The sequence below is a fragment of the Bradyrhizobium sp. 62 genome, from assembly GCF_023073035.1.
In the GTDB taxonomy this organism is placed as follows: Bacteria; Pseudomonadota; Alphaproteobacteria; order Rhizobiales; family Xanthobacteraceae; genus Bradyrhizobium.
Genome location: NZ_JADPIT010000031.1, coordinates 17,686 through 42,618, shown reverse-complemented (window position 1 = coordinate 42,618; position 24,933 = coordinate 17,686). Strand labels below are relative to the sequence as shown.

Here is a 24,933-nt window from a genome sequence, read left to right as displayed (position 1 = left end):
AATGGAAATTTTACCTGCATGGTGCGTTGAGCTTTGCCGCCTTTGCGCCCAATGATGCCAGCCAGGACCGAGGGAAGCCGCCATGCGCTACGATGATTTCCGCCGCAGCGACGACATCGAGGATCGTCGCGACGATGGTGGCGGCGGCGGTGGAGGAGGCGGGTTCGGCCTCCCCATGGGCGGCGGCGGGCTCGGCATCGGCACCATCATCGTGCTCGGCCTGGTCGGCTACGCCTTCGGCATCGATCCGCGCATCCTGATCGGCGGCGCCGAGATCCTCACCGGCGGCGGCCAGGCGCCGTCCTACCAGACCGATCGCCAGTCCACCTCGGCCAAGCGCGGCGCGCCGACCGACGAGATGGGCAGCATGATCTCCGGCATCCTCGGCGAGATCGACGACCGCTGGAGCGAGATATTCCAGGCCTCGGGCCAGTCCTTTACCGGTCCGAAGGTCGTGCTGTTCCGCAACGTCACCAATGGCGGGCGCTGCGGCCGGGCGGAGTCGGCGATGGGACCATTCTATTGTCCGCCCGACAGGACCATCTTCCTCGACACCGGTTTCTTCCGCGAGGTCGAGACGCGTTTTCGCGGGTGCTCCGGCAAGTCCGCCTGTAACTTCACCACCGCCTACATCATCGCCCATGAGGCCGGCCATCACATCCAGAACCTGCTCGGCATCATTCCGCGCGTGACGCGCCTGCAGCAGCAGGCCGGCAGCAAGGCGGAGTCGAATGCGCTCCAGGTGAAGGTCGAATTGCAGGCCGACTGCTTGTCCGGTGTCTGGGTCAATCGCGAGGCGAAGAAGCGGCCGAACTTCCTGGAGCCGGGCGACATCGACGCCGCACTCACCACGGCGAGCGCGATCGGCGACGACACGCTGCAGCGCCAGTCCACAGGCCGCGTCGTGCCCGATTCCTTCACCCACGGCTCGGCCGCGCAACGCAAACAGTGGTTCATGACCGGCTACCAGCAGGGCACCGTCCAGGCCTGCAACACGTTTGGTGGCGGACAGTAGGGGTTATCCGCCATCCTGAGGTGCTCGCCAATTGGCGAGCCTCGAAGGATGGCGAGCCCGTGGCCCATCCTTCGAGGCGCGCCAGAGCGCGTACCTCAGGATGACGTCAGTGGGCGGGGAAAGAAGGTGCGTTGCAATGACCTCCATCGACGAAACAAAACAGTTCGTCCCGCTCAACATCGCGGTGCTCACCGTCTCGGACACGCGCGCGCTCGTGGATGATAAATCCGGCCAGACCCTGGCCGACCGTCTCCTTGCGGCTGGCCATCATCTCGCCGCGCGCGAGATCGTCACCGACGACGTCGAGGCGATCCGCGCCGTCATCCGCCGCTGGACTGCGGACGCAGGCGTCGACGTCGTCATCACCACCGGCGGCACCGGCTTCACCGGGCGCGACGTCACGCCGGAGGCGGTCGAGCCCCTGTTCGAGAAACGCATGGACGGTTTCTCGATCGCGTTCCACATGCTGAGCTACGCCAAGATCGGCACGTCGACGATCCAGAGCCGCGCCACGGCCGGCGTCGCGGGCGCAACCTACATCTTCTGCCTCCCAGGTTCGCCCGGTGCCTGCCGCGACGGCTGGGACGGCATCCTCAAAGCCCAGCTCGACTACCGCACGCGTCCCTGCAATTTCGTCGAGATCATGCCGCGGCTGGACGAGCACCTGCGCCGGACGAAGGCGCAGGGCTCGACGGTGTAAGTGCTTGCTTCCCTTCCCCCCTTGTGGGGGAAGGTGGCGCTCCGGATGAGGGGTATCTATCGGCACGGAGTGCTCGGAGACATACCCCTCACCCTAGTGAGTGTGTGTCTACCAGCGTCGCTGCCCTCCCCCGCAAGGGGCGAGGGCACATATTATGCGCATCTCGCCCGCTGTTGAAGCGTCAGAGATCCCGCTCCCACGTTTCCCCAATCAGATCCTGCCCGAAGCTGTGATGCGGCTCGGTCTTCACGAGGTTGAAGCCTGCACTTTGATAGATGCCCCGCGCGGCGACCAGGATGCTTTGCGTCCACAGCGTCATCTTGCTGTAGCCCCTCTCGCGTGCGCCCTGGATGCATTGCTCGACCAGCGCGCGGCCGACACCGAGTCCCCGCGCTTTCTTCTCCACCTGCAACAGGCGCAGCTTGGCAATCTCGTCCGTGGCCTTGACCAGAAAGATCGAGCCGACCGGCTCGCCATCCACTTCCGCAATCCAGCAGTGCTCGCGCGCGGCGTCATAGTTCTTGATGAACTGTGCGCAGATCTCGGCGACCAGGGCCTCGTAGCTGATATCCCAGTTGTAGTCGGCCGCATAGGCGGCGGCCTGGCGGGAGATGACCCAGCCCATGTCGCCGACGCGATGGCTGCGCAGCATGAAAGCCGCGGGCTGGCTTCGATGCTCCAGCACAGCTTCGATGGTCGCCATAGCCTGCGTGAGCCGCGTTGCATCGCTGGCCGAAAGCTGAGCCAGCATTGCGGCGACCTCGTTTTGCGAGCCCAGGTTCAGCTTGGCAAAGCTCTGGCGCCCCTTGGCAGTGAGGCTGAGCTGGTATTGCCTGCGATCCGCGGGCAGGGGCCTGCGGGTGATCAGCCCCTTTTCGTCGAAGCTCTGCACGATGCGGCTGAGATAGCCGGGGTCGAGGCCAAGCTCGTTGCCGATCTCCTTTGCGGCAAGGTCGTCCCGTTGTGCGAGTTCGTAGAGCACGCGGGCCTCGCTGAGCGAGAACGGGCTCTTGCCAAGGTGCTGGTCGAGCACGCCAAGCTTGCGGGTGTAGAAGCGGTTGAAGGCGCGAACCGCTGCGACGTGGTTCTCGGTACCGTCAAATAACATGGCTCACCTCGATACTTGCCATTGTCAAATAATTATTTGACTTTGGCAAGTATTGAAGTGCTTCAGCCGACCATGACGATCCGGCTGCGCAGCATGATCCGCGACGAGCGGCCGAGCCGCCGGAGCAACCGCGCCTCGGAGCGGCGGGCTTGGGGCGGGTAGCCGCCGATGCGGTCGTAGTGATCACGCGCGATCAAAAGTCCCTGATCGCCGAAGGGACCGACGAGCTTGCGCATCAGGGCCCATAGGATATCGCGGAAGCCGGCATCGGCGTAGGGTGAGCGGGCATAGCGGAAGACAGCCGCACGATCCCGGCCGCTGGTCGAGACGGACTGGATAAACTGGGCGGTTTCCTCGATCCAGCCGGTTTCCAAGACGGCGCCGGCGGGGAGGAACATCAGCCAGGACGAACGGGCCTGGAGTGCGCCGGCGGCGAGCGCGGCGCCCTGCATGGATCCTTCGAAGCCGATGAAACGGCAGCCCGCGACGTCGGCAACGCGCTCGATGACCCCATTGCGGGTGCCATCGACGAGGAGCACTTCCCGGACGATGCCTGCGGCGGCACCGGGTACCAGCGCGGCCAGGGTTGCGACCGCCGTCTGCTCGACGCCTTCGGTCGGAATGATGACGCTCAGCATGATTGAGGCTTCAGTGTCCACACTTCGGGAGAAGCGTAGCTCATTATCAGGGCGTCATAAAACATGTGGCGCTGCCGAGTGCAACTTTCCGGTCGTGCTTCGGTATACGATGGTAAACCGCCGCAGCTGTCGCATCCAAATTTGCCCTGTACGGGCCGCGATATTGCCAATGTGTCGGCCCCAGCCTGTCCTCTCCGTATTAATCCGGAGGTGAGCCGCAATATTGCGCGGCGGGCCGGCCGTTCGCAATCCCGCAAGAGGAAGATGCGATAGCGGACGAGCGCGAGAGCGGGAAAAACGTGCAATCACGCTGCTGACGAGGGCTTCGAATGAACGCCGGTCAACTTGCTGTTCGTAGCACCGCCGCACAATGTCGTGCGATCATCAGTTCCTCATTCGTTGGAATGACGAAGACATCGGCTGCGCTATCGTCACCGCTAATGAGCTCGCGCGCCGCATCATTCGCAGCCGCATCGATGCGCACACCGAGCCAGTCGAGACGCTCACCGATCGCGCTGCGGATTTCCCTGGCATGCTCGCCGATGCCGCCGGTGAAGACCAGGCAGTCCAGCCCCGCAAGCGTCGTCGCCATCGCCGCCACCTCCTGCGCGGCGCGGAAGGTGAAGAGCTCGACCGCCTCCCGTGCCGCAGCTTCGCTGCTCGCAAGCAGCGTCCGCATATCCGACGCGATGCAGGAGACGCCGAGCAGGCCCGATTCGTGGTAGAGCAGGTGCTGGAGATCGTCGACCGACATCTTCTCGTGCTGTTGCAGATAGAGCAGCACGCCCGGGTCGATCCTGCCGCACCGCGTGCCCATCACCAGCCCGTCGAGCGGCGTCAGTCCCATCGTGGTGTCGATGCTGCGGCCGTCGCGCAAGCCGCACAGGCTCGCGCCATTGCCGAGATGCGCGATCACGGTGCGCTTGGCCACGAGCTGCGGCGCGATTCGGGCGAGCCGTCCTGCGACATATTCGAACGAGAGGCCATGAAATCCGTAGCGCCGGACTCCGCGCTCCTCATAACGTCGCGGAATGGCGAAGCGGCTGGCGGGCGGCGCAATGCCGTGGTGGAAAGCGGTGTCGAAGCAGGCGATCTGCGTCAGGTCGGGCCTGATCGCGCTGATGGCGCGGACCGGCGCCAGACACCGCGGCTGGTGCAGCGGCGCCAGCGGTGTCAACGCCTCCAGCTTTGCGGTGACATCGTCTGTCAGCTCGACCGGAGCGGAATAGTCCGGACCGCCATGGACGACGCGATGGCCGACGGCGCGCAAGCGATGGTCGCCGAAACGATCCTCGATGAAGCCGAGCATGTCGGCGAACAGATGATCGCTATCCGCATCCGATGATCCCCTCCCTTGCTGGAACAGGTCTTCGCCCGCGGGGCTCTTCACGACGAGCCGCGGCTTCGTCTCGTGCTCGTCGAGCAGGCCCTTGCAGAGCGGGGTGGGCTCGGCCGCCGAGATCTCGAACAGGCCGAATTTGATGCTCGACGATCCCGAGTTGAGAACGAGAACGGTGTTCAACATGGCTGCTGTCAGTCGCCTGCCTCCGCCGGCGTGTTGCCGCCGGCGCTGTTCTGCCAGACCCATTCCTGGATTTCCGGCATGTCCTCGCCGTATTCGCGCACATAGCGCGAATGCTCGATCAGCTTGTCGCGGAATTGCTGCTTCACCTGCGCCGCTTTGGTCGCGAGCCCCGGCACGCGCTCGATCGCCTCGATCGCGAGGTGATAGCGGTCGAGCTCGTTGAGCACGACCATGTCGAACGGCGTCGTCGTGGTGCCTTCCTCGGCAAAGCCGCGGACGTGCATGCCGGCGTGGTTGGTCCGGTTATAGGTCAGCCGGTGGATCAGATAGGGATAGCCGTGATAGGCGAAGATCACCGGCTTGTCGCGCGTGAACAGGCCGTCGAAGTCGCGGTCGGACAAGCCGTGCGGGTGCTGTTCCCTGGGTTGCAGCGTCATGAGGTCGACGACGTTGACGACGCGGATCTTCAGCTCGGGCAGCGCCTTGCGCAGCAGGTCGACGGCGGCGAGCGTTTCCAGTGTCGGCACGTCGCCGGCGCAGGCCATCACGACATCGGGCTCGCCATTCGCGTCTTCCGTGCCGGCCCAGCTCCAGATGCCAATGCCGGCATCGCAGTGCGTGGCTGCCTCCTGCATCGACAGCCATTGCGGCGCCGGCTGCTTGCCGGCCACGATGACGTTGATGCGGTCATAGGTGCGCAGGCAGTGATCGGCGATCCACAGCAGCGTGTTGGCGTCCGGTGGGAAGTAAATGCGGACGATATCGGCCTTCTTGTTGGCGACGAGATCGACGAATCCGGGGTCCTGATGGCTGAAGCCGTTGTGGTCCTGGCGCCAGACATGCGATGTCAGCAGATAGTTGAGCGAGGCGATCGGGCGTCGCCACGGCAGATGCCGCGTCACTTTCAGCCATTTGGCATGCTGGTTGAACATGGAATCCACGATGTGGATGAACGCCTCGTAGCAGGAGAAGAAGCCGTGCCGGCCCGTGAGCAGGTAGCCCTCTAACCAGCCCTGGCAGAGATGTTCGCTCAGGACTTCCATCACGCGTCCGTCCTGGGCGAGATGCACGTCGTAAGGTTTTGTCGGCTCCATCCAGACGCGTTCGGTGGCCTCGAATACCGCATCGAGCCGGTTTGAGGCGGTTTCGTCCGGGCCCATGATGCGGAAGTTGCGGGCCTCGGCGTTGAGGCGGATGACGTCGCGCAGGAATTTGCCGAGCTCGCGGGTTGCCTCCGCCACGATGCCGCCCGGCTGAGGGACCTTGACGGCGAAGCTGCGGAAGTCCGGCAGCTTCAGCTCCTTCTTCAGAAGGCCGCCATTGGCGTGCGGATTGGCGCTCATGCGGCGATTGCCTTCGGGCGCGAGCGCCTGGAGCTCGGCAACGAGCGCGCCGTTCGCGTCGAATAGCTTTTCCGGCTCGTAGCTGCGCATCCAGTCTTCGAGAATCTTCAGATGCGCCGGGTTGTCGCGGCAGTTCGCGACCGGCACCTGATGTGCACGCCAAAAACCCTCGACCTTCTTGCCGTCGACTTCCTTGGGGCCGGTCCAGCCCTTCGGGCTGCGTAGCACGATCATCGGCCAGCGCGGGCGTTCGACGCTCTTGCGGCCGTCGCGGGCGTGCTGCTGGATCGACCGGATGCTGGCGAACGCGACGTCGAGCGCGTCCGCCATGGCCTGGTGCACCAATTTCGGATCGTCGCCCTCGACGAATAGCGGCTCGTGGCCGAGCCCGCGGAAGAGATCGCGGATCTCGTCGTCGCGCATCCGGCCGAGCACGGTTGGGTTGGCAATCTTGTAACCGTTGAGATGCAGGATCGGCAGCACCGCGCCGTCATGGGCAGGATTGAGGAACTTGTTGGAGTGCCAGGACGCCGCGAGCGGGCCAGTCTCGGCCTCGCCGTCTCCGACGACACAGGCGACGATCAGGTCGGGATTGTCGAATGCCGCGCCATAGGCATGCACCAGCGCGTAACCGAGCTCACCGCCTTCGTGAATCGAGCCCGGCGTCTCCGGCGCCGCGTGACTCGGGATGCCGCCGGGGAAGGAGAATTGCCTGAACAGTTTGCGCAACCCGTCGGTATCGCGCGCGATATCGGGATAGATCTCGCTGTAGCTGCCTTCGAGATAGGTGTTGGCGACCATGCCGGGGCCGCCGTGGCCGGGACCGCACACATAGATCACGCTCAGGTCCAGCGCGCGGATGACGCGGTTGAGATGGGCATAAATGAAGTTCAAACCGGGCGTCGTGCCCCAATGGCCGAGCAAACGCGGCTTGATGTGCTCGGGCCGTAACGGCTCGCGCAGCAGCGGATTGTCGAGCAGGTAAATCTGCCCGACGGAGAGATAGTTCGCGGCGCGCCAATAGCGGTCGAGCAGATTGAGGTCGCTGCTCGCTGCGGCCAATTGTTGTTGATTTGTCATGTTCCTGCCGAACTTCACCCGGGATCGTCATCAACCGAGTTCCGGCTAGATCGATCCTTCGGCAGCATCAAACGAGATCGCCGTGACGCCACTGTTGCGTGAGGTCAAAAGCGGGCGCGCGAAGTTTGGGCAACTCTACTGTGCATGGGGTTGTTTTCACGTTTTTGGTTTGCGTTCTTGATTTGTTCCTTCGACGTGCTATCTTGGCTTCATGAGTCCAGCATCCTCTCATGCTCTCAAACACCCGCCGGTCACGGCGCCCTCCGAGCCGGCGGGTGCGCCTTCTGACTTCCCTGAGCTGGCGGTCGCCATCGACCGCCAGCGCAGGCGAGGCCGGGGCGCGCAGTCCAACGCCAGCGGCCGCTTTGAGGCCGAGGCGCGCGTCGCATTCGACGATGGCTGGCAGAGCCTTGACGAACTGCCTCCGTTCAAGACCACGGTCGGGATCGACGCCTCGCGCAAGGTGATCACCCGCAACGAATCTCCCGACATCGGCTTCGACCGTTCGATCAATCCCTACCGCGGCTGCGAGCACGGCTGCGTCTATTGCTTCGCGCGGCCGACGCATGCCTATCTCGGCCTGTCGCCGGGGCTCGACTTCGAGTCGAAGCTGTTCGTGAAGCCCGAGGCGCCGGCGCTGCTCGAGAAGGAGCTTGCGGCGCCGGGCTACGAGCCGCGGATGATCGCGATCGGCACCAACACCGATCCCTATCAGCCGATCGAGCGCGAGCGCAAAATCATGCGCGGCATTCTGGAGGTGCTGGAGCGCGCCGGCCATCCCGTCGGGATCGTCACCAAGTCGGCGCTGGTGACCCGCGACATCGACATTCTCGCGCGCATGGCCAAACGCAACCTCGCCAAGGTCGGCATCTCCGTGACCTCGCTCGATCCGAAGCTGGCGCGCACCATGGAGCCGCGGGCGTCCACGCCGCCGAAGCGGCTGGAGGCGCTGAAGCAGCTTTCCGAGGCCGGCATTCCGACCACCGTCATGGTCGCGCCCGTCATTCCCGCGCTGAACGATTCCGAGATCGAACGCATCCTGGATGCTGCCGCCCATGCCGGCGTCAAGGAAGCCTCCTACGTGCTGCTGCGGTTGCCACTCGAGGTGCGCGATCTCTTTCGTGAATGGCTGATGGCGAACTATCCGGACCGCTATCGCCACGTCTTCACGCTGATCCGCGACATGCGCGGCGGCCGCGACTACGACGCGAAATGGGGCGAGCGCATGAAGGGCACCGGCCCGATGGCCTGGACCATCGGACGCCGCTTCGAGATCGCCTGCGACAGGCTGGGGCTGAACAAGAGGCGCTCCAAGCTGACGACGGATCATTTTGCCAAGCCGAAGCGGAACGGCGATCAGCTCAGCCTGTTCTGAGGGACGAAGTGGGAGAGGCGTCGCATGAGTAAGGAACTGGCAGCTCCAATCCCGCGGCTCACCGTCATCACGCTGGGCGTGAGCGACATCCGCGCCAGTATTGCCTTTTACGACGCGCTTGGTTTCTCGCGCCGGCTCAAGGTGACCGGCGAGGCCGTGGCGTTCTATGACACCGGCGGTCCGGTGCTCGCGCTATTTCCCTGGGATCAGCTCGCGGTCGACGCCAAATTGCCGGATCATCCGAGGCCATCGACGTTTCGCGGCATGACGCTCGCATGGAACTGCCGCGCGCCTGAGGAGGTGGACGCGGTGCTGGCCTTCGCCGTCAGCAAGGGCGCCGCGCTGCTGAAGGCCGCGCATGAGACCGACTACGGCGGTTATTCCGGCTATTTCGCCGATCCTGACGGCCATCCCTGGGAAGTCGTGGCCGCGCCCGGCGTCGAAGTCGGCGAGGACCGACGGGTGCATCTGGCGGAATAGGGCGGCTGACTTGAATAACGGGAATTGTCCGAGGTTCCCGGTTGCGCAGGTCATGCCGCTTGCGCACGATCCCGGCCATGATTCGGGATCAATCCGCCAAGAAGCCGGCCAAAGGCGCGCCCAAGAAGGCTGCGCCTGAGAACAAGAAGGCAGCGCCTAAGAACGAGAAGGCTGCGCCCAAAAAAATCGCCAAGGCGCTGGCCGGCACCAAGAGCGCCATCATCGTCGCCCCAAGCTTCCGCCGCGAGCGCGCGCTGATCAAGCGCGGCGTCTGGCCGGTGGCGGGCTGCGATGAGGCCGGCCGCGGGCCGCTGGCCGGTCCGGTGGTGGCGGCGGCGGTGATTCTCGATCCCGACCGCATCCCGCGCGGCATCGACGATTCCAAGCGCCTGACCGCCGAGGAGCGCGAAAGGCTGTTTGACAAGATCTGCGCCACCGCCCAGGTCTCGGTGGCCGTCGCCTCGCGCGCCCGCATCGACCGCGACAACATCCTGCGTGCCTCGCTGTGGGCGCTGAAGCGCGCCGTCGTGGCGTTGCCCCAGCAGCCCCGGCACGTCTTCGTCGACGGCCGCGACCGGCTCGACACGGCATGCGATTGCGAGGCCGTGATCGGCGGTGACGGCATTGTCCTGTCGATCGCAGCGGCCTCGATCGTCGCCAAGGTGACGCGGGACCGCCTGATGTGCGCGCTGGCTCAGGACTGCCCCGGGTACGGTTTCGAGCAGCATAAGGGCTACGCCGTGCCCGAGCACCTCGATGCGCTCAACCGCCTCGGCCCCACCGTCCACCACCGCAGCTTCTTCGCCCCCGTCGCCGCCGCACGCGCCAAGCACATGCCCTGGACGGTCGAGCCGGCGCAGGATCTGTTTGCGGTAACCGAGATCGAGCTGCAGGTGGACACGAGCTCGGAAATCGACGCGTCGGCAAATCTCTAGACGAGACTCGGTTGCCACGACGCGTCGCGCCCTCTATCAAAATAGTCGTGAGCGAATAGGGCCGGCTTCACGGGTTGGCTGCATCTGTCGGACGTTGCATGCGGTTTACCTCCCTGGTCATCGAGCTCATTCGCGCGCGGCCGCGGCTGATCGTATGGATCGCCGTGCTGCTCCAGGCCGCGATGTGGCTGTTCGTGGCGCTCGTGTTTTATCGCAGCCCGCCCGGCAGCCTCGCGACTCTGTTGGCCTTCGGCCGCGAATACCAGGTCGGCACTGATTTGGGCCCGCCCTTGCCGGTCTGGCTCGCCGACATCGCCTATCGCGCTGCCGGCGGCCACGTGTTCGGCGTCTACGTCCTGGCGGAGCTCTGTGGGGTCGCGACCTTCATCGCGCTCTATCATCTGTCCCGCGCGGTGGTCGGCGCCCAGCAGGCAGTGCTGGCCGTGCTGCTGACCATGACGCTGCTGGCCTTCTCCTCGCCCGTACTCGACTTCGGCCCGCTGGTGCTGGCGCGGCCGCTCTGGGCACTGCTGCTGCTGCATTCCTGGCAGATCATCGGACAGCGCCGCGGCAACGCCTGGTTTGCCTGGTCGATCGAGGCGGGCCTCCTGCTGCTGACGACGCCGGCTGCGATCTTCCTGCTGCTGCTGATCGTCGTCTTCGCGCTCGCAACCGCGGACGGCCGCCGCACGCTGCGCGCATTCGACCCGCTGTTTGCGCTTGTGGTGGTCGCCGTGCTGGCATTGCCCTATGCCGTCTGGCTGATGCGCGCCGAGGCGTTTGTCCTGCCGGCCTTGCCTGCGGTCAGCGAGCTCAATGCCCGCGCACTTCACGCGGCCTGGCTGCTCGGGGGGCTCCTGCTCGGTGCGGCGGCGATCCCGGCGCTGACCGTGCTCAACACCGGCCTGTTCGTTCCCAAGAGCGAGGAGGCGCCGATTATCTACCGCCCGCCGGTCGAGCCGCTCGCGCGCAATTTCGTCTATTTCTTCGCGCTGGCGCCGGCGCTTGGCGCGGTGCTGATCTCGGGCCTGCTTGGCCTCGACGCCGTCGTGGGCGGCGCCGGCGTCGTGCTGGTGTTGTCGGGGCTCGCCGTGGTCGTGGGGGCCGGCGATCTCATCGCGACGCGCCGCGCGAGGATGCTGCGGATGGTTTGGGCGGCCGCCGTCATCGCGCCCGCAATCGGCGTCGCGCTCGCCGTCCTGTTGCTGCCGTGGACCGGTGCCAACGAGATCGCGACCTCGATGCCGGCGCGCGCGATTTCGGACTTCTTCGACGAGAGCTTTGCCCGCCGCACCAATCATCGCCTGCGCGCGGTCGCCGGCGAGACCCAGCTTGCGAGCCTGATCACGCTGCATTCCGGCCGGCCGCATCTGTTCATCGATGCCCAGCCTTCACGCACGCCGTGGATCAATCAGGCCAAGTTCATCGAGACCGGCGGCGTCGTGGTCTGGCGTGCCTCCGACACCGCGGGCACCCCGCCGCCGGACATTCTCGCGCGCTTTCCGGGTATCGTGCCGGAAGTGCCGCGCGCCTTCGAATGGCTGGTGACCGGACGCCAGCAACTGCTGCGCATCGGCTGGGCCATCGTGCGGCCGAAGGGGACTTAGTCGCTCGCTCTTTCCGTCGTCATTGCGAGGAGCCCAGGAGCTTTTGCGACGAAGCAATCCAGACCGCCCTCCGCGGCAAGTGCAATCCAGAATCCGTGCCGCGGAAATAGCTGGATTGCTTCGCTGCGCTCGCAATGACGGGGAGAGGTCGTACGCCTCCTCACGCGCCCGCCAGCACCTTCGCGATCGCGCGCAGATCCTGCCAGGCGAGCCGCTTGTACGACGGCGAGCGCAACAGATAGGCGGGGTGGAAGGTCGGCAGCGCGCGAATGGTGCGCCCGCCCGTCTCGTAATCGAACCAGCGGCCGCGGGTGCGCATGATGCCTTCGCGGGTCGACAGCAGCGTCTGCGTCGAGGGATTGCCGAGCGTCACCAGCACATCCGGATTCACCAGTTCGATCTGGCGCTGGATGAAGGGCAGGCAGATTTGCGTCTCCTGCGGCGTCGGCGTGCGGTTGCCGGGCGGGCGCCAGGGAATCACGTTGGCGATGTAGGCGGTGGTGCGGTCGAGGCCTATGGCTCCCATCATCAAATCGAGCAGCTTGCCGCTGCGCCCGACGAAGGGCAGCCCCTCGATGTCCTCGTCGCGGCCCGGTGCCTCGCCGACGAACATGATGCGCGCCTGCGGATTACCGTCGGCGAAAACCAACCGTGTCGCCGTGTGCTTCAGCGCGCAGCCGTCAAAGCTTTGCATCAACTCGCGCAGCGCCTCCAAGGTCGGCGCGGTGCGTGCGGCCTCGCGCGCCGAGGCGATCGCGATGTCGGGCGCGGGGGCCGCCTCGCCGCGCAACACTGCCGGCGCGGCGGCCGGCCGTGGGGCCTCGACCGGAGGTGGCGCGCGCGGGGCCGGAGGTGGAACATCCAATTCCGCCAGGCGGTCGATCGGTTCCTCCGCGAGCGTGCAATCGACTCCGGCCTCCAGATAGAAGGCGAGAAGCTCTCGGACCGTGGGTGCGGGTTCTGGGATCATCGGAAAGTCTGACTATTAGTCCAGTTTGGGGCGCCTTGCACCCCGGCGAAACGCATTTCCGAGGTTGTCCTACCCGGAAAAATCGGAAACAAGAGGGCGCAATCGACCAAGGACCGTCTCAAGGGCTGAGATCAGATGAGCACCGAAGAACTTCCCCCGCGCGAATCCATGGAATTCGACGTCGTCATCGTCGGCGCAGGCCCCTCGGGCCTGGCTGCGGCGATCCGGCTGAAGCAGATCAATGCCGATCTCAACGTCGTCGTGGTGGAGAAGGGCTCCGAGGTCGGTGCGCATATTCTCTCCGGCGCCGTGATCGACCCGGCCGGGCTCGACAAGCTGATGCCGGACTGGCGCGAGGATTCCGATTGTCCTCTGAAGACCCAGGTGAAGGACGACCGCTTCTACTGGATGACGGGCGGCGGCGCGATCAGGCTGCCTAACTTCATCATGCCGCCGCTGATGGACAATCATCACTGCTATATCGGCTCGCTTGGCAATGTCTGCCGCTGGCTGGCACGCAAAGCGGAAGCGCTAGGCGTCGAGATCTATCCGGGCTTTGCCGCGGCCGAGGTGCTCTATGACGAGCAGGGCGCGGTGAAGGGCATCGCCACCGGCGACATGGGCATCGGCCGGGACGGCAAGCCGAAGGACTCCTTTACCCGTGGCATGGAATTGCTCGGCAAGTACACGCTGTTCGCGGAAGGCGCGCGCGGCAGCCTGACCAAACAGCTCATCGCGAAGTTCGCGCTGGATACCAAGAGCGAGCCGGCGAAATTCGGCATCGGGCTCAAGGAAGTCTGGCAGATCGATCCCGCCAAGCACCAGAAGGGCATGATCCAGCATTCGTTTGGCTGGCCGCTCGATCTGAAGACCGGCGGTGGCTCGTTCCTCTATCACTACGACGACAACCTCGTTGCCGTCGGCTTCGTCGTGCATCTCAACTACGATGACCCGTATCTGTCGCCGTTCGACGAGTTCCAGCGTTTCAAGACCCATCCGTCAATCCGCTCCACCTTCGAAGGTGCCAAGCGGCTCGCCTATGGCGCGCGCGCCATCACCGAGGGCGGCTATCAGTCGGTCCCGAAACTCAGCTTCCCCGGCGGCGCCCTGATCGGCTGCGCGGCCGGCTTCGTCAACGTTCCCCGGATCAAGGGCGTGCACAACGCGATGGGCACGGGCATGCTCGCCGCCGAGCACGTTGCGTCCGCCATTGCCGCCGATCGCGCCAATGACGAGATCGTCGACTACGAGAACGCCTGGCGCTCCTCCTCGGTCGGCAAGGATTTGTTCCTGGTCCGCAACGTCAAGCCGTTGTGGTCGAAGTTCGGCACGGTGCTCGGCGTTGCGCTCGGTGGCTTCGACATGTGGTGCAACACGCTGTTCGGCGGCTCACTGTTCGGCACCCAGTCGCACGCGAAGCCCGATCGCGCGACGCTCGATCCGGCCAAGACCCACGCGCCGAGAACCTACCCGAAGCCGGACGGCAAGATTTCCTTCGACAAGCTCTCGTCGGTGTTCCTGTCCAATACCAATCATGAGGAGGACCAGCCGGTCCATCTCAAGGTCACGGACATGAACCTCCAGAAGACCTCCGAGCATGACGTGTTTGCAGGTCCGTCGAATCGCTATTGCCCGGCCGGCGTCTATGAGTGGATCGAGGAAGGTTCGGGTCCGCGCTTCCAGATCAACGCCCAGAACTGCGTCCACTGCAAAACCTGCGACGTGAAGGACCCCAACGGCAACATCACCTGGGTTCCCCCGGAGGGCGGCGGCGGTCCAAACTACGAGGCGATGTAGGCGGGGTCAGCAAGCCGCAATCCAGGTTACCAAGGCCCAAGGCGACCAATATTGCGTGACCTTGGCCCTGCGACGCACGTTCGCGTGAGAACCCGGCCGCGGCCGCGGTCCGTGGTCACGATAAGGCCATACTGGCGGCGTCTTGGGGCGCTCTTGACCGGTCACTTGGCCGATTTGGGGCGTGCGGAGGGGATCGTCCGGCCCGAATCCTTGCGGTGAAGCGCCAAAAGCGGCATTGTTCGCCCGACGGTTCCGGGTCCCCATGCCACCGGCCGCGTTCGCATGCGATACGGCCTTCTTCAGACCCAGGCACTACCAACTCAAGGCGAGCCCTGATGTTTTCAAATCGTTTCAACCGCTGGACTGTTGCCGCCATCGCCCTCATGGGCACAGCGATCGCGACGGTCCCCGGCAGGGTCCTGGCGCAGACGCCGGATCATCCGTCCGACACGGCGGCGCAGTTTCCGACCCGAAACGATCTGAAGGCGCTGACCACTTCCGGCAGCTATCTCGCCGCCCGCCACGCCAGCGTCGAGCGCGATGCGGCCTCCGCCGCCGCGTTCTATCGCTCGGCCCTGCGCACCGATCCCAAGAACAACGAGCTGCTCGACCGCGCCTTCATCTCCTCGGTTGCCGACGGTGACATCGACGAGGCCGTCAAGCTCGCCGAGCGCATCCTGACCATCGACAAGACCAACCGCGTTGCGCGCCTCGTCGTCGGGGTGCACGATCTTAAGTTCAAGAAGTACGCGACGGCGCAGACCAACATCAACCAGTCGATCCGCGGTCCGATCACCGATCTTGTCGCCACGCTGCTGTCGGGCTGGGCCGCCTATGGTGCGGGCGATGCCAAGGGCGGTGTCGCCACCATCGACAAGCTGGCCGGTCCGGAATGGTATCCGCTGTTCAAGGATCTCCATGCCGGCATGATCCTCGAACTCGCCGGCAAGGAGAAAGACGCTGGCACCCGGTTCGAGCGTGCCTACAAGCTCGACGATTCCATGTTGCGTGTCACCGAGGCCTATGCGCGCTGGCTGTCGCGTAACAAGGACTCGGCCGCCGCGACCACCGTCTACCAGGCTTTCGACAAGAAGCTCGCCCGCCATCCGCTGATCGTGGAAGGGTTGCGCGACACCAAGGCCGGCAAGAAGATGCCGCCGCTGGTCGATAGCGCGCAAGCCGGCGCCGCCGAAGCGCTCTACGGCATCGGCGCCACACTGACCCGCCGCGGCGGCGAGGATCTGGCGCTGGTCTATCTCCAGCTCTCACTCTACCTCCAGCCCACCCATCCCCTGGCGCTGCTCTCGCTCGCCGATCTCTATGAATCGGTGAAGCGGCCGCAGATGGCGATCAAGGTCTACGAGCGCGTGCCGGCGTCCTCGCCGCTCAAGCGCAACGCCCAGATTCAGCTCGCCATCGATCTGGATTCCGCCGACCGCACCGACGAGGCGATCAAGATCCTCAAGGGCGTCACCACTGAGGATTCCAAGGATCTCGAAGCCATCATGGCGCTCGGCAACATCGAGCGCGGCCGCAAGAAGTTTGGCGAATGCGGCGCGACCTATTCGCAAGGCGTCGACGTGCTGCCGGCCGGCAACGACAAGGCCAACAGCGTCTGGTACTATTATCGTGGCATCTGCGAGGAGCGCTCCAAGCAGTGGGGCAAGGCCGAAGCCGACATGAAGAAGGCGCTCGAGCTGCAGCCCGACCAGCCGCACGTCCTCAACTATCTCGGCTATTCCTGGATCGACCAGGGCATCAATCTCGACGAAGGCATGAAGATGATCAAGCGGGCGGTCGAGCAGCGCCCGGATGACGGCTACATCGTCGACTCCCTTGGCTGGGCCTATTACCGCATCGGCAATTACGAGGACGCGGTGAAGAACCTCGAGCGCGCCATCGACCTCAAGCCCGAGGATCCCACCATCAACGATCACCTCGGCGACGCCTATTGGCGTGTCGGCCGCACGCTGGAAGCCAAGTTCCAGTGGGCGCACGCCCGCGATCTCAAGCCCGAAGCGGATGAGCTTCCGAAGATCGAGGCCAAGATTGCAAACGGAATGACCGACGACAATTCGAACTCCTCGGCTGCGCAGGCGGAGAAGGAGAAGAAGAAGGACGACGGCAAGGGCGGCTGAGCGAGTTGAAGTTGGGGGCGTGTCGTCTATGCCGGCGTTGATTGAAGAAGGGCGCGCGAAGGTCAATCTGAGCCTTCGCGTGGTCGGCCGTCGTGCCGACGGCTATCATGATCTCGAAAGCGTGGTCGCTTTTGCCGACTGCGCCGACCGGCTCACGCTGGAGCCCGGCGGCGAGCTGAAGCTCACCACGACGGGGCCGCTCGCGGCGGCCTGCGGCGATATGGCCGACAATCTCGTGTTCAAGGCGGCCAAGCTCCTGGCCGAAGCCGTCCCGAACCTGAAGCTGGGCGCCTTCGCGCTCGACAAGGTGCTCCCGGTCGCCGCCGGCATCGGCGGCGGCTCGGCCGACGCCGCGGCGGCGCTGCGGTTGCTGGCGCGTCTCAACGATCTGTCGCTCGACGACGCCCGCCTCCAGAAGGTTGCGCTTGCGACCGGTGCCGACGTGCCGGTGTGTCTGTTCTCGCGCGCCTGTGACATGACCGGTGTCGGCGAACAGCTGCTGCCGCTGGCGTTGCCGAGCATGCCCTGCGTGATGGTCAATCCGCGCGTGCCGGTCGCGACCAAGGATGTGTTTCAGGCGCTGGGCCTGCGCAACGGCGAACTCCTGGTCGGCGCCACGTCCGTCTTCGACGGTCCGGCCTGGCCGGGCGAGGGCGCCTCCATTGCCGATTGGGTCGACACGCTCGAGACCGTCGCCAACGATCTCGAAGCCCCCGCGATGCGCATCGAGCCTGTCATCGGCGACGTGCTGGAAGCCTTGCGTGGCTCCGCCGGCGTCAAGCTCGCCCGCATGTCCGGCTCGGGTGCGACGTGTTTTGCGATCTATGGCGCATTTGCCGAGGCGCATGCCGCCGCCGAGAAGATCCGCAGGGATCATTCGGGTTGGTGGGTGCACGCGGGGACGCTGAGCTAGGCCAGCCCGAGAAACCGCCGGATCTCGCCCAACACCTCTTGCGGCTTGTCATGTTGCAGCCAGTGTCCGGCGCCGGCGATGGTCTCGACACGCGCCTGCGGAAAGTAGCGCTCCAGGCCCGCGGCCCTCGCGCCAGCCAGAAAGCTTTCGCCGGCATTCAAGAGCAGCGTCGGACAGGTGATGCGCGACCACAGCGCGATGTGATCGTCCGGCCAGAGCCGGTGCGGCGCAGAGGCGCGCTGGTAGGGATCGAACTTCCAGCTATAGGTGCCGTCCTCGTTCTGCCGCGCGCCGTGGGTGGCGAGATGCAGCGCGAGGTCGCGGGACAGCCGCTTGTTGTGAAGGACCATCTGCGCCGCGGCGTCTTCGAGGGTCGAATAGCGGCGCGGTGCGCGGTCGTGCAGCTTGTCGAGCTGACCGACCCATTTGCCGATCCGCTCATGTACCGGCGGCTTTGGTGTATCCGGCAACATCGTCACGCCGTCGAGCACGACCAGCTTCGAGACCTGTTCGGGGAATGCCCCTGTAAAGATCAGGCTGACCATGCCGCCCATGGAATGGCCGATGAGAGTGACTTGAGGGGCCGCGACGGCACGGACGAGCTGGGCGAGATCGTACACATACTCCGTCAGCGCGTAGCTGCCGCCTTTGGTCCAGTCGGAATCGCCGTGCCCGCGCAGGTCGGGTGCGAGCACGTGAAAATGCGGCTGCAGCGACCGGGCGATGACGTCCCAGCTCCGGCAGTGATCGCGCCCGCCATGGACCAGGATGGCGACGGGCGCGCCATCGTTGCCCCAGTCGGCATAGTGCAGCCGCAGGCCGTGAGACTCGTAGATGCGGCTTTGCGGGGCGAGCATGGTGGCGCTATCCATTCACCGGCCGCCGCGCCAGCGCCAGCGACAGCCCGAGCCCTGCGATGAAGACGCCGGAACCCTGGGTGAGACGCCGCATCAGCTGCGGCCTTCCGATCAACTGCGTGCGTGTCGCGGAGGCCATCAGCACCACCACGATGTCGGCGAGCGTGTTCAGCGTCACCGAAATCGCACCCAGCATGATGAATCGCAGCGTCGGGTTCGATCCCGCCGGGTCGAGGAACTGCGGAATGAAGGCGAGGAAGAAGGCGGCGGTCTTCGGGTTCAGCGCCTCGACCAGCACGCCGTCGCGAAAGGCGCGCTTGTCGCCGACGGGTTCGCTGTCGAATGACAGCGCGCGGCCGGCGTTGCGAAAAGTCCTGATGCCGAGCCAGACCAGATAGAGCGCGCCGACAAATTTCACGGCGGCAAACAGCTCGGCGCTGGCAAGGATGATCGCAGAGATGCCGAGGCTGCCTGCGATCACATGAACCAGCCCGCCGAGCGCGGTGCCCGCGGTCGATGCAAAACCGCTGGCGCGCCCTTCCGACAGGGTCCGTGCCGCCACGTAGAAAATGCCGGGGCCGGGAACGGCGGCGATGAGACAAGCTGCGGCCAGGAACAGCCAGAAATTCGTGTTGATCATCCTGCTTTGGTAGCGATGCTTGCCGCGATTGCAAGGCCCGTCGTTTGCAAGGACCGTCGTTCAGCCCATCCGGCGGAAGATCACGCTGGCGTTCACTCCGCCGAAGCCGAACCCGTTCGAGATCGCGTGCTGCATCGGCATCGGGCGCGCCACACCGGCGACGATGTCGATGCCGTCCGCGCCCGGATCAGGGTTCTCGAGGTTGAGGGTCGGCGGCGCGATCTGGTCGCGCAGGGCGAGCACGGTGAAGATGGCCTCGAGCCCTCCGGCGGCGCCGAGCAGATGGCCGGTGGCCGATTTGGTCGCGCTCACGGCGATGCCGCGGTGACGACCGAACAGCGCGGCAATCGCGCCAAGCTCGCTCTCGTCGCCCGCCGGCGTTGACGTTGCATGCGCGTTCAGATGCTGCAAATCGGCAGGCGCAAGCTTGGCCTGCCGGAGCGCGATCTCCATGGCGCGCCGGGCGCCGTCGCCGTCAGGCGGACCCGATGTCATGTGATAGGCGTCGGCAGTCGTGCCGTATCCGACGATCTCCGCGATCGGCGTGGCGCCGCGCGCCAATGCATGCTCCAGCTCCTCGATCACCAGGATGCCGGCGCCTTCGCCCATGACAAAACCGTCGCGGTCGCGATCGAACGGGCGCGAGGCGCGCGCGTCATTGAACCCGCTCGATAGTGCGCGGGCCGCGGCAAAGCCGCCGAGGCTGACGATGTCGATGCAGGCTTCCGCACCGCCGCAGATCGCCACATCAGCCTCGCCCGCGCGGATCATGCGCGCGGCATCGCCGATCGCCTGAACGCCGGCGGCGCACGCCGTGACCGGTGTGCCCAGCGCTCCCTTGTAGCCGTATTTGATCGAGACGTGGCCGGCCGCGAGATTGGCGAGGAAGGAGGGGATCGTGAACGGCGACAGCCGGCGCGGGCCGCGCTGTTCGGTGATGCGCACCGCTTCCGCCATCGCCGGAAAGCCGCCGACGCCGGAGGCGATGATCGTCGCAGTCCTCTCCAAAGCCGCAGCGTCCTGCGGCGTCCAGCCGGCCTGCGCAACCGCCTCTGCGGTGGCGAGCAGCGCGAACAGGATGAAGCGGTCCATCTTGCGCTGGTCTTTCGGCGCGGCGGCCTGCGCGGGATCGAAGCCGCCGTCCACGTCATCGGCCTTGTCGGGCACGAGGCCGGCAATGCGTGCGGGCAGCGCCTGCGACCATTCCGGCAGCGGGCGCAGCCCGCTTTGACCGGCCAGGAGCCGGCGCCAGGACAGCTCGACACCGCAGCCAAGCGGCGACACCGCGCCTATTCCCGTCACGACGATACGACGCATGTCAGTCTCCAGCCGGCGCGACGGCCGGGTTCATGGCTTTGAGCGAGGTCAGCCGTTTGCGCATGACACGGCTGGCGCGGGGACCGGCGATGATGACCGCATTGGTGAGCGTGATCGGCTGCATGCCGGCGGCATCGACCACGACCGGATTGAATGGACGACGATCGTGCCGGTTCGCGAGCAGGATCGCTTCGCCCTTCGGTGCGAGATGCTTGTTGCCCCAGGCGAGTAGGGTTGCGACCACGGGGAAGAAGTCCCGCGCCTTGTCCGTCAGCACATATTCATAGCGCGGCGGCCGTTCATTGTAGCGGCGGCGGACGAACATGCCGCTTTCGGTGAGATGGGCCAACCGTCGCGACAGGATGTTCGGCGCGATCCCGAGGCTTTGCGAAAATTCGTCGAACTTCGTTGCGCCCTGGAAGGCATCCCGCAGGATCAAGATGCTCCACCATTCGCCGACCGTCTCCACGGCGCGGCCGACCGGACATTCCTGGATGGAGGCGGATTTGGGCTGCATCGTTCGAAAGTAGGGATGTAACTTTCAAAATGCAAGTGACAAGGGGCAACTTCCCCGCACGGGAGGACGAGGTGCGGGACTGCAAAACTATCTCTGCGATCCGGATGCGAGTTGGCGAGCGACGCCTGCGCTCCTTGCTCCGTCATTGCGAGCGGAGCGAAGCAATCTAGAGTCCCCCTGCGAAAAGATTCTAGATTGCTTCGCTGCGTTCGCAGTGACGCTGTTGATGCAGTGGTGGCGCTACCTCAACGATGTCGTCCCGGCGAAGGCCGGGACCCATAGCCACGACTGTTGTTGTGGTGCACGATGGTTGCCACAGGCGCTAAGACAACGCTGACCGGGGTAATGGGTCCGGCCTTCGCCGGGACGACACTGAGGGTGTGGCTACCAGCCAGCGCTAAGGATGCAAGTAGCTAATGCGACCGTGCCAGACAGAACGCCACGACCTGCTCCAGCGCGCTCTTCATCGGCGAGGACGGGAATAGCGCCAGCGCGTCCACCGCCATGGCGCCGTAGTGCTGGGCGCGGCTGCGCGTGTCTTCGAGCGCACGATGCTTGTTCATCAACCCGATGGCGTGGTCGAGGTCGGTGTCGCCGATCTCGCCGCGCTCGAGCGCGCGGATCCAGAAGGCGCGCTCGGTGTCGTTGCCGCGGCGGAAAGCGAGCACGACGGGCAGCGTGATCTTGCCCTCGCGGAAATCGTCGCCGGTGTTCTTGCCGAGCTTGGCGCTCTTGCCGCCATAGTCGAGCACGTCGTCAACGAGCTGGAAGGCGATGCCGAGATTCATACCGACCGAGCGGCAGGCGGTCTGCTCCGCCTTGGGGCGGTTGGCGATCACCGGTCCCACCTCGCAGGCAGCCGCGAACAGCTCGGCGGTCTTGCCGCGGATCACGGCGAGATATTCGTCCTCGGTGGTCGCGGTGTTCTTGGCGGCGGCAAGCTGCATCACCTCGCCCTCGGCGATGGTGGCGGCGGCCGCGGAGAGAATGTCGAGCGCGCGGAGCGAGCCGACCTCGACCATCATGCGGAAGGCCTGGCCGAGTAGGAAGTCGCCGACCAGCACGCTCGCCTCATTACCCCAGAGCATCCGTGCCGACAGCTTGCCGCGGCGCATCTCGCTTTCGTCGACGACGTCGTCATGGAGCAGGGTGGCGGTATGCATGAACTCGACGCTGGCGGCGAGCTTGATATGGCCGTCGCCGGTGTAGCCGGCGAGGTTGGCCATGGCCAGCGTCAGCATCGGCCGCAGGCGCTTGCCCCCGGAGGAGATCAAATGGTTGGCGACCTCCGGGATCATGGTCACGTCCGAACCGGTCCGCGACAGGATCGTGGCGTTGACGCGCTCCATGTCACCGGCGACAAGGGCAACCAGCTCTTCGATCGACGCGCCGGGAGTTTCGAAAGGTACGATGACGGCCACGCCGGTCTCCAATATTTGCCCCGGAAGGGCTATTCTGATGGAAAGACAATAGAAACTGGACGGGGATGCGGCAAGGGCCGTGGAACCATTGACATTTGGCGCTTAACCCCCGTCAGGCAGGAGGCCTGTGTTTTGCGAGAACTGGTTCGGACCAACGATATGGTGCTGGTGTCGGCGATTGGCGCGCTGCTCGACGGCGCCAACATCCATCATCTGGTGCTGGACCAGAACATGAGCATCATCGAGGGCTCGCTTGGCATTTTGCCGCGGCGGATCCTGGTCCATGAGGACGACGCCCTCGAAGCCCGGCAGCTTCTGACCGAGGCCGGCCTCAGCCACGAACTGCGCGGCGATGAGTGAAGCACTGGCAGACCTCACCGAGGACGCCTTTCTCGGCGGGCAATTGCGGCTGAAGCAGAAGCGGTCCGGCCATCGCGCGGGGCACGACGCCATTCTGCTCGCGGCGGCGACGGAGGCGAGGGCGGGCGACCGCGTCGTCGATCTCGGCGCCGGCATTGGCACGGCCGGGCTTGCGTTGGCGCGGCGCGTTGCCGGGATCAAGCTCGGCCTGGTCGAGATCGATTCCGAGCTGGCGGAGCTTGCGCGCGCCAATGCGGCAGCGAATGCGATTGCCGCCGAGACGATCGTGCTCGACGTCACCGCGGACGCGCAGGCCTTCGCGGCCAGCGGGCTCGCGCCGGACAGCGTCGACGTGGTGCTGATGAACCCGCCCTTCAACGATCCCGCTCGCCATCGCGGCTCGTCCGATCAGGCGCGCCAGATCGCGCATGTGGCGACGGATGAGACGCTGAATGCCTGGGTGCACGCGGCGCGGCGCATCCTCCGCTCGAATGGCGCGCTGACATTGATTTGGCGCGCAGATGGGATCGCGGAGGTTTTGGCGGCACTGTCTCGCGGCTTCGGCAGTCTCGCGATTCTGCCGGTTCACGGTGAAGCCGGGCGGCCCGCGATCCGCGTGCTGGTGCGCGCGGTCAAGGGCGGGAGGGCCCCGGCACGATTGTTGCCGGGCCTCGTGCTCAACGAGGAATCACGCGTGCCTAAAGAGGTGATGGATATTCTGGAGGGAAGGACGGTTCTACCCCTGGTGGAACCGTGCTGAGCTATTGCGGAAGCGATTCCGACTGCTGCTCTTGCGGAGTCGTCAGGCGGATCGCCATGAACAGCGCACCGATCAGCAGCATCAGCAGATAGATTTTCATGGTGTTCTCCGCTGGCCCATTGCAGCCTCTCAACGGGGTTTCTGCAAAACACGTTCCGGGCCCTTCCAATGACAGTCGCGTGATAAGAAATAGTTAATCAGAGGTAACGGCATGGCCGAACAATTGAACGATCGTGAGAATTCCGGCCTGGCCGACAAGCTCATGCAATATCTGCCGGCGCGCTTCCGTCCCGGCACAGCCGTGGTACCGGTGGTGCGGCTGTCCGGAGTAATCGGCGCGGTGACGCCGCTGCGCCCGGGCATGACGCTCGCGACCGTTTCGCGAGTGCTGGAGCGGGCGTTTTCGACGCGTAACGCCAAGGCGGTGGCGCTGGTGATCAATTCGCCCGGCGGTTCGCCGGTGCAGTCGCGCCAGATCTACCTGCGCATCAAGCAGCTCGCGGCGGAGAAGAAGCTGCCGGTGCTGGTGTTCGTCGAGGACGTCGCGGCCTCCGGCGGCTACATGATCGCCTGCGCCGGCGACGAGATCATCTGCGATCCGTCCTCGATCCTCGGTTCGATCGGCGTGGTCGGCGGCAGCTTTGGTTTCCAGGAGGCGATCAAGCGGCTCGGCATCGAGCGGCGCCTCTACACCGCCGGCGCGCACAAGGCGATGCTCGACCCGTTTCTCCCTGAAAACCCCGACGACGTCGCCAAGCTGAAGGCGCTCCAGCGCGAGATCCACCAGATCTTCATCGCGCTGGTGAAGGAAAGCCGCGGCGCGCGGTTGAAGGGCTCCGACGACACCCTGTTCACGGGCGAATACTGGGCCGGAGAGAGTTCGATCGCGCTGGGGCTCGCCGACAGCATCGGCGATCTCCGCTCAACTCTTCGTGCCCGCTTTGGCGAGAAGGTTCTCACCCCCGTGATTGCCCAGCCGACCGGTCTGCTCTCCGGCCTTTTGGGTCGGAAATCGCCCGGCGCGGGGCAGCTTTCGGCCATGGAATCAATGGCCAGCCTGCCGGACGAGCTGATCTCCGCGGTCGAGACGCGGGCGATTTGGGCGAAATTCGGATTCTAGACGGAGCCCTGCCGCGCCATTTGGCCCCAAGGAGACTTGAAGCCGTGCCAATTGCGGCGCGGCCCGGTCTGCGCAAGAATGCGCGTGGGGGCTGAGCATTGTGAACAAGGAACGACCGATGCCGCCGTTCGTCGCATTCGCGGGCGTCCTGGGCGGGCTTGCCGTGGTCCGCTGGGCCTACAAGACCGCTGTCAGGATCAACCAGGAGCTGGAGGAGATGCGCCTCTCGCGCGTCGCCGAGGCCGCCCATAGGGGGGCCGTCCAGACGCTGAAACAGGATCCCGTGACCGGAGCCTATCGGCCGGGTTAGCTGCTGC

Annotated in this window: 23 protein-coding genes; 13 read left to right on the top strand and 10 right to left on the bottom strand. The window is 65.4% G+C overall.

Annotated features, from left to right (window positions below; all coding sequences use genetic code 11):
• Positions 1-82: 82 nt before the first annotated feature.
• The gene (locus IVB47_RS28215) at positions 83-1,015 is read left to right on the top strand and encodes a neutral zinc metallopeptidase (protein ID WP_027568595.1); all 933 of its coding nucleotides are present in this window, start codon (positions 83-85) and stop codon (positions 1,013-1,015) included.
• A 136-nt stretch (positions 1,016-1,151) separates the two neighbouring features.
• The gene (gene moaB / locus IVB47_RS28210; RefSeq protein ID WP_247466189.1) at positions 1,152-1,715 is read left to right on the top strand and encodes a molybdenum cofactor biosynthesis protein B; all 564 of its coding nucleotides are present in this window, start codon (positions 1,152-1,154) and stop codon (positions 1,713-1,715) included.
• A 181-nt stretch (positions 1,716-1,896) separates the two neighbouring features.
• Here the strand turns inward: moaB and IVB47_RS28205 are convergent, their stop codons facing one another.
• The 4 genes from IVB47_RS28205 to IVB47_RS28190 form a co-directional block, all read right to left on the bottom strand.
• Positions 1,897-2,823 (bottom strand): helix-turn-helix domain-containing GNAT family N-acetyltransferase, encoded by a 927-nt coding sequence (locus tag IVB47_RS28205; protein ID WP_247466186.1) that lies wholly within the window; start codon positions 2,821-2,823, stop codon positions 1,897-1,899.
• Positions 2,824-2,885: 62 nt separating this feature from the next.
• On the bottom strand, positions 2,886-3,461 hold the full coding sequence (locus IVB47_RS28200) for a glycosyl transferase (RefSeq protein WP_247466183.1): 576 nt from the start codon (positions 3,459-3,461) through the stop codon (positions 2,886-2,888).
• Between the two features lie 340 nt (positions 3,462-3,801).
• Complete coding sequence (locus IVB47_RS28195; RefSeq protein WP_247466181.1) at positions 3,802-4,986, bottom strand: acetate/propionate family kinase; 1,185 nt, start codon at positions 4,984-4,986, stop codon at positions 3,802-3,804.
• Between the two features lie 8 nt (positions 4,987-4,994).
• On the bottom strand, positions 4,995-7,409 hold the full coding sequence (locus IVB47_RS28190) for a phosphoketolase family protein (protein ID WP_247466178.1): 2,415 nt from the start codon (positions 7,407-7,409) through the stop codon (positions 4,995-4,997).
• 211 nt (positions 7,410-7,620) lie between these two features.
• On the opposite strand from IVB47_RS28190, the gene IVB47_RS28185 reads away from it, so the two are divergent.
• From IVB47_RS28185 to IVB47_RS28170, 4 genes are all read left to right on the top strand, one after another.
• Positions 7,621-8,784, top strand: coding sequence for a PA0069 family radical SAM protein (locus IVB47_RS28185; protein WP_247291206.1), 1,164 nt, complete (start codon positions 7,621-7,623; stop codon positions 8,782-8,784).
• 24 nt (positions 8,785-8,808) lie between these two features.
• Positions 8,809-9,264 carry a VOC family protein gene (locus IVB47_RS28180; RefSeq protein WP_247466175.1) on the top strand — a complete coding sequence of 152 codons (456 nt, stop codon included), beginning with the start codon at positions 8,809-8,811 and terminating at the stop codon, positions 9,262-9,264.
• Between the two features lie 77 nt (positions 9,265-9,341).
• Entirely contained in the window at positions 9,342-10,199 is an 858-nt protein-coding gene (locus IVB47_RS28175) for a ribonuclease HII (protein WP_247466172.1), read from the top strand.
• Between the two features lie 98 nt (positions 10,200-10,297).
• On the top strand, positions 10,298-11,806 hold the full coding sequence (locus tag IVB47_RS28170) for a glycosyltransferase family 39 protein (protein ID WP_247466169.1): 1,509 nt from the start codon (positions 10,298-10,300) through the stop codon (positions 11,804-11,806).
• A gap of 160 nt (positions 11,807-11,966) precedes the next feature.
• On the opposite strand, the gene IVB47_RS28165 is transcribed toward IVB47_RS28170, so the two are convergent.
• Positions 11,967-12,776, bottom strand: coding sequence for a uracil-DNA glycosylase (locus tag IVB47_RS28165; RefSeq protein WP_247466166.1), 810 nt, complete (start codon positions 12,774-12,776; stop codon positions 11,967-11,969).
• A 135-nt stretch (positions 12,777-12,911) separates the two neighbouring features.
• On the opposite strand from IVB47_RS28165, the gene IVB47_RS28160 reads away from it, so the two are divergent.
• The 3 genes from IVB47_RS28160 to IVB47_RS28150 all read left to right on the top strand — a co-directional run bounded on the left by IVB47_RS28160 (position 12,912) and on the right by IVB47_RS28150 (position 17,624).
• The gene (locus IVB47_RS28160) at positions 12,912-14,573 is read left to right on the top strand and encodes an electron transfer flavoprotein-ubiquinone oxidoreductase (protein ID WP_247357009.1); all 1,662 of its coding nucleotides are present in this window, start codon (positions 12,912-12,914) and stop codon (positions 14,571-14,573) included.
• A 335-nt stretch (positions 14,574-14,908) separates the two neighbouring features.
• Positions 14,909-16,711 carry a tetratricopeptide repeat protein gene (locus IVB47_RS28155; RefSeq protein WP_027568607.1) on the top strand — a complete coding sequence of 601 codons (1,803 nt, stop codon included), beginning with the start codon at positions 14,909-14,911 and terminating at the stop codon, positions 16,709-16,711.
• A 28-nt stretch (positions 16,712-16,739) separates the two neighbouring features.
• The gene (locus IVB47_RS28150; RefSeq protein ID WP_247399848.1) at positions 16,740-17,624 is read left to right on the top strand and encodes a 4-(cytidine 5'-diphospho)-2-C-methyl-D-erythritol kinase; all 885 of its coding nucleotides are present in this window, start codon (positions 16,740-16,742) and stop codon (positions 17,622-17,624) included.
• Here the strand turns inward: IVB47_RS28150 and IVB47_RS28145 are convergent.
• The 5 genes from IVB47_RS28145 to IVB47_RS28125 all read right to left on the bottom strand — a co-directional run bounded on the left by IVB47_RS28145 (position 17,621) and on the right by IVB47_RS28125 (position 22,376).
• Positions 17,621-18,481, bottom strand: coding sequence for an alpha/beta hydrolase (locus IVB47_RS28145; protein ID WP_247291430.1), 861 nt, complete (start codon positions 18,479-18,481; stop codon positions 17,621-17,623). The two genes, IVB47_RS28150 and IVB47_RS28145, sit on opposite strands and share 4 nt — an antisense overlap.
• 7 nt (positions 18,482-18,488) lie before the next feature.
• The gene (locus tag IVB47_RS28140; protein WP_247466163.1) at positions 18,489-19,121 is read right to left on the bottom strand and encodes a LysE family translocator; all 633 of its coding nucleotides are present in this window, start codon (positions 19,119-19,121) and stop codon (positions 18,489-18,491) included.
• Between the two features lie 60 nt (positions 19,122-19,181).
• On the bottom strand, positions 19,182-20,438 hold the full coding sequence (fabF, locus tag IVB47_RS28135; protein ID WP_247438876.1) for a beta-ketoacyl-ACP synthase II: 1,257 nt from the start codon (positions 20,436-20,438) through the stop codon (positions 19,182-19,184).
• 1 nt (position 20,439) lies between these two features.
• Positions 20,440-20,955, bottom strand: coding sequence for a helix-turn-helix domain-containing protein (locus IVB47_RS28130; RefSeq protein ID WP_247466160.1), 516 nt, complete (start codon positions 20,953-20,955; stop codon positions 20,440-20,442).
• A 413-nt stretch (positions 20,956-21,368) separates the two neighbouring features.
• Positions 21,369-22,376, bottom strand: coding sequence for a polyprenyl synthetase family protein (locus tag IVB47_RS28125; protein ID WP_007594965.1), 1,008 nt, complete (start codon positions 22,374-22,376; stop codon positions 21,369-21,371).
• Positions 22,377-22,508: 132 nt separating this feature from the next.
• Between IVB47_RS28125 and IVB47_RS28120 the strand changes: the two genes are divergently transcribed.
• The 4 genes from IVB47_RS28120 to IVB47_RS28105 all read left to right on the top strand — a co-directional run bounded on the left by IVB47_RS28120 (position 22,509) and on the right by IVB47_RS28105 (position 24,926).
• Complete coding sequence (locus IVB47_RS28120) at positions 22,509-22,736, top strand: DUF2007 domain-containing protein (RefSeq protein ID WP_007594964.1); 228 nt, start codon at positions 22,509-22,511, stop codon at positions 22,734-22,736.
• Positions 22,729-23,496 (top strand): methyltransferase, encoded by a 768-nt coding sequence (locus tag IVB47_RS28115; protein WP_247466157.1) that lies wholly within the window; start codon positions 22,729-22,731, stop codon positions 23,494-23,496. Before IVB47_RS28120 ends, IVB47_RS28115 begins: the two co-directional genes overlap by 8 nt.
• 211 nt (positions 23,497-23,707) lie before the next feature.
• Positions 23,708-24,616: a S49 family peptidase gene (locus tag IVB47_RS28110; protein WP_247357001.1), complete on the top strand. Its 909-nt coding sequence runs from the start codon at positions 23,708-23,710 to the stop codon at positions 24,614-24,616.
• Between the two features lie 118 nt (positions 24,617-24,734).
• Positions 24,735-24,926, top strand: a complete 192-nt coding sequence (locus IVB47_RS28105; RefSeq protein WP_007607173.1) for a hypothetical protein — start codon at positions 24,735-24,737, stop codon at positions 24,924-24,926.
• Positions 24,927-24,933: the final 7 nt, after the last annotated feature.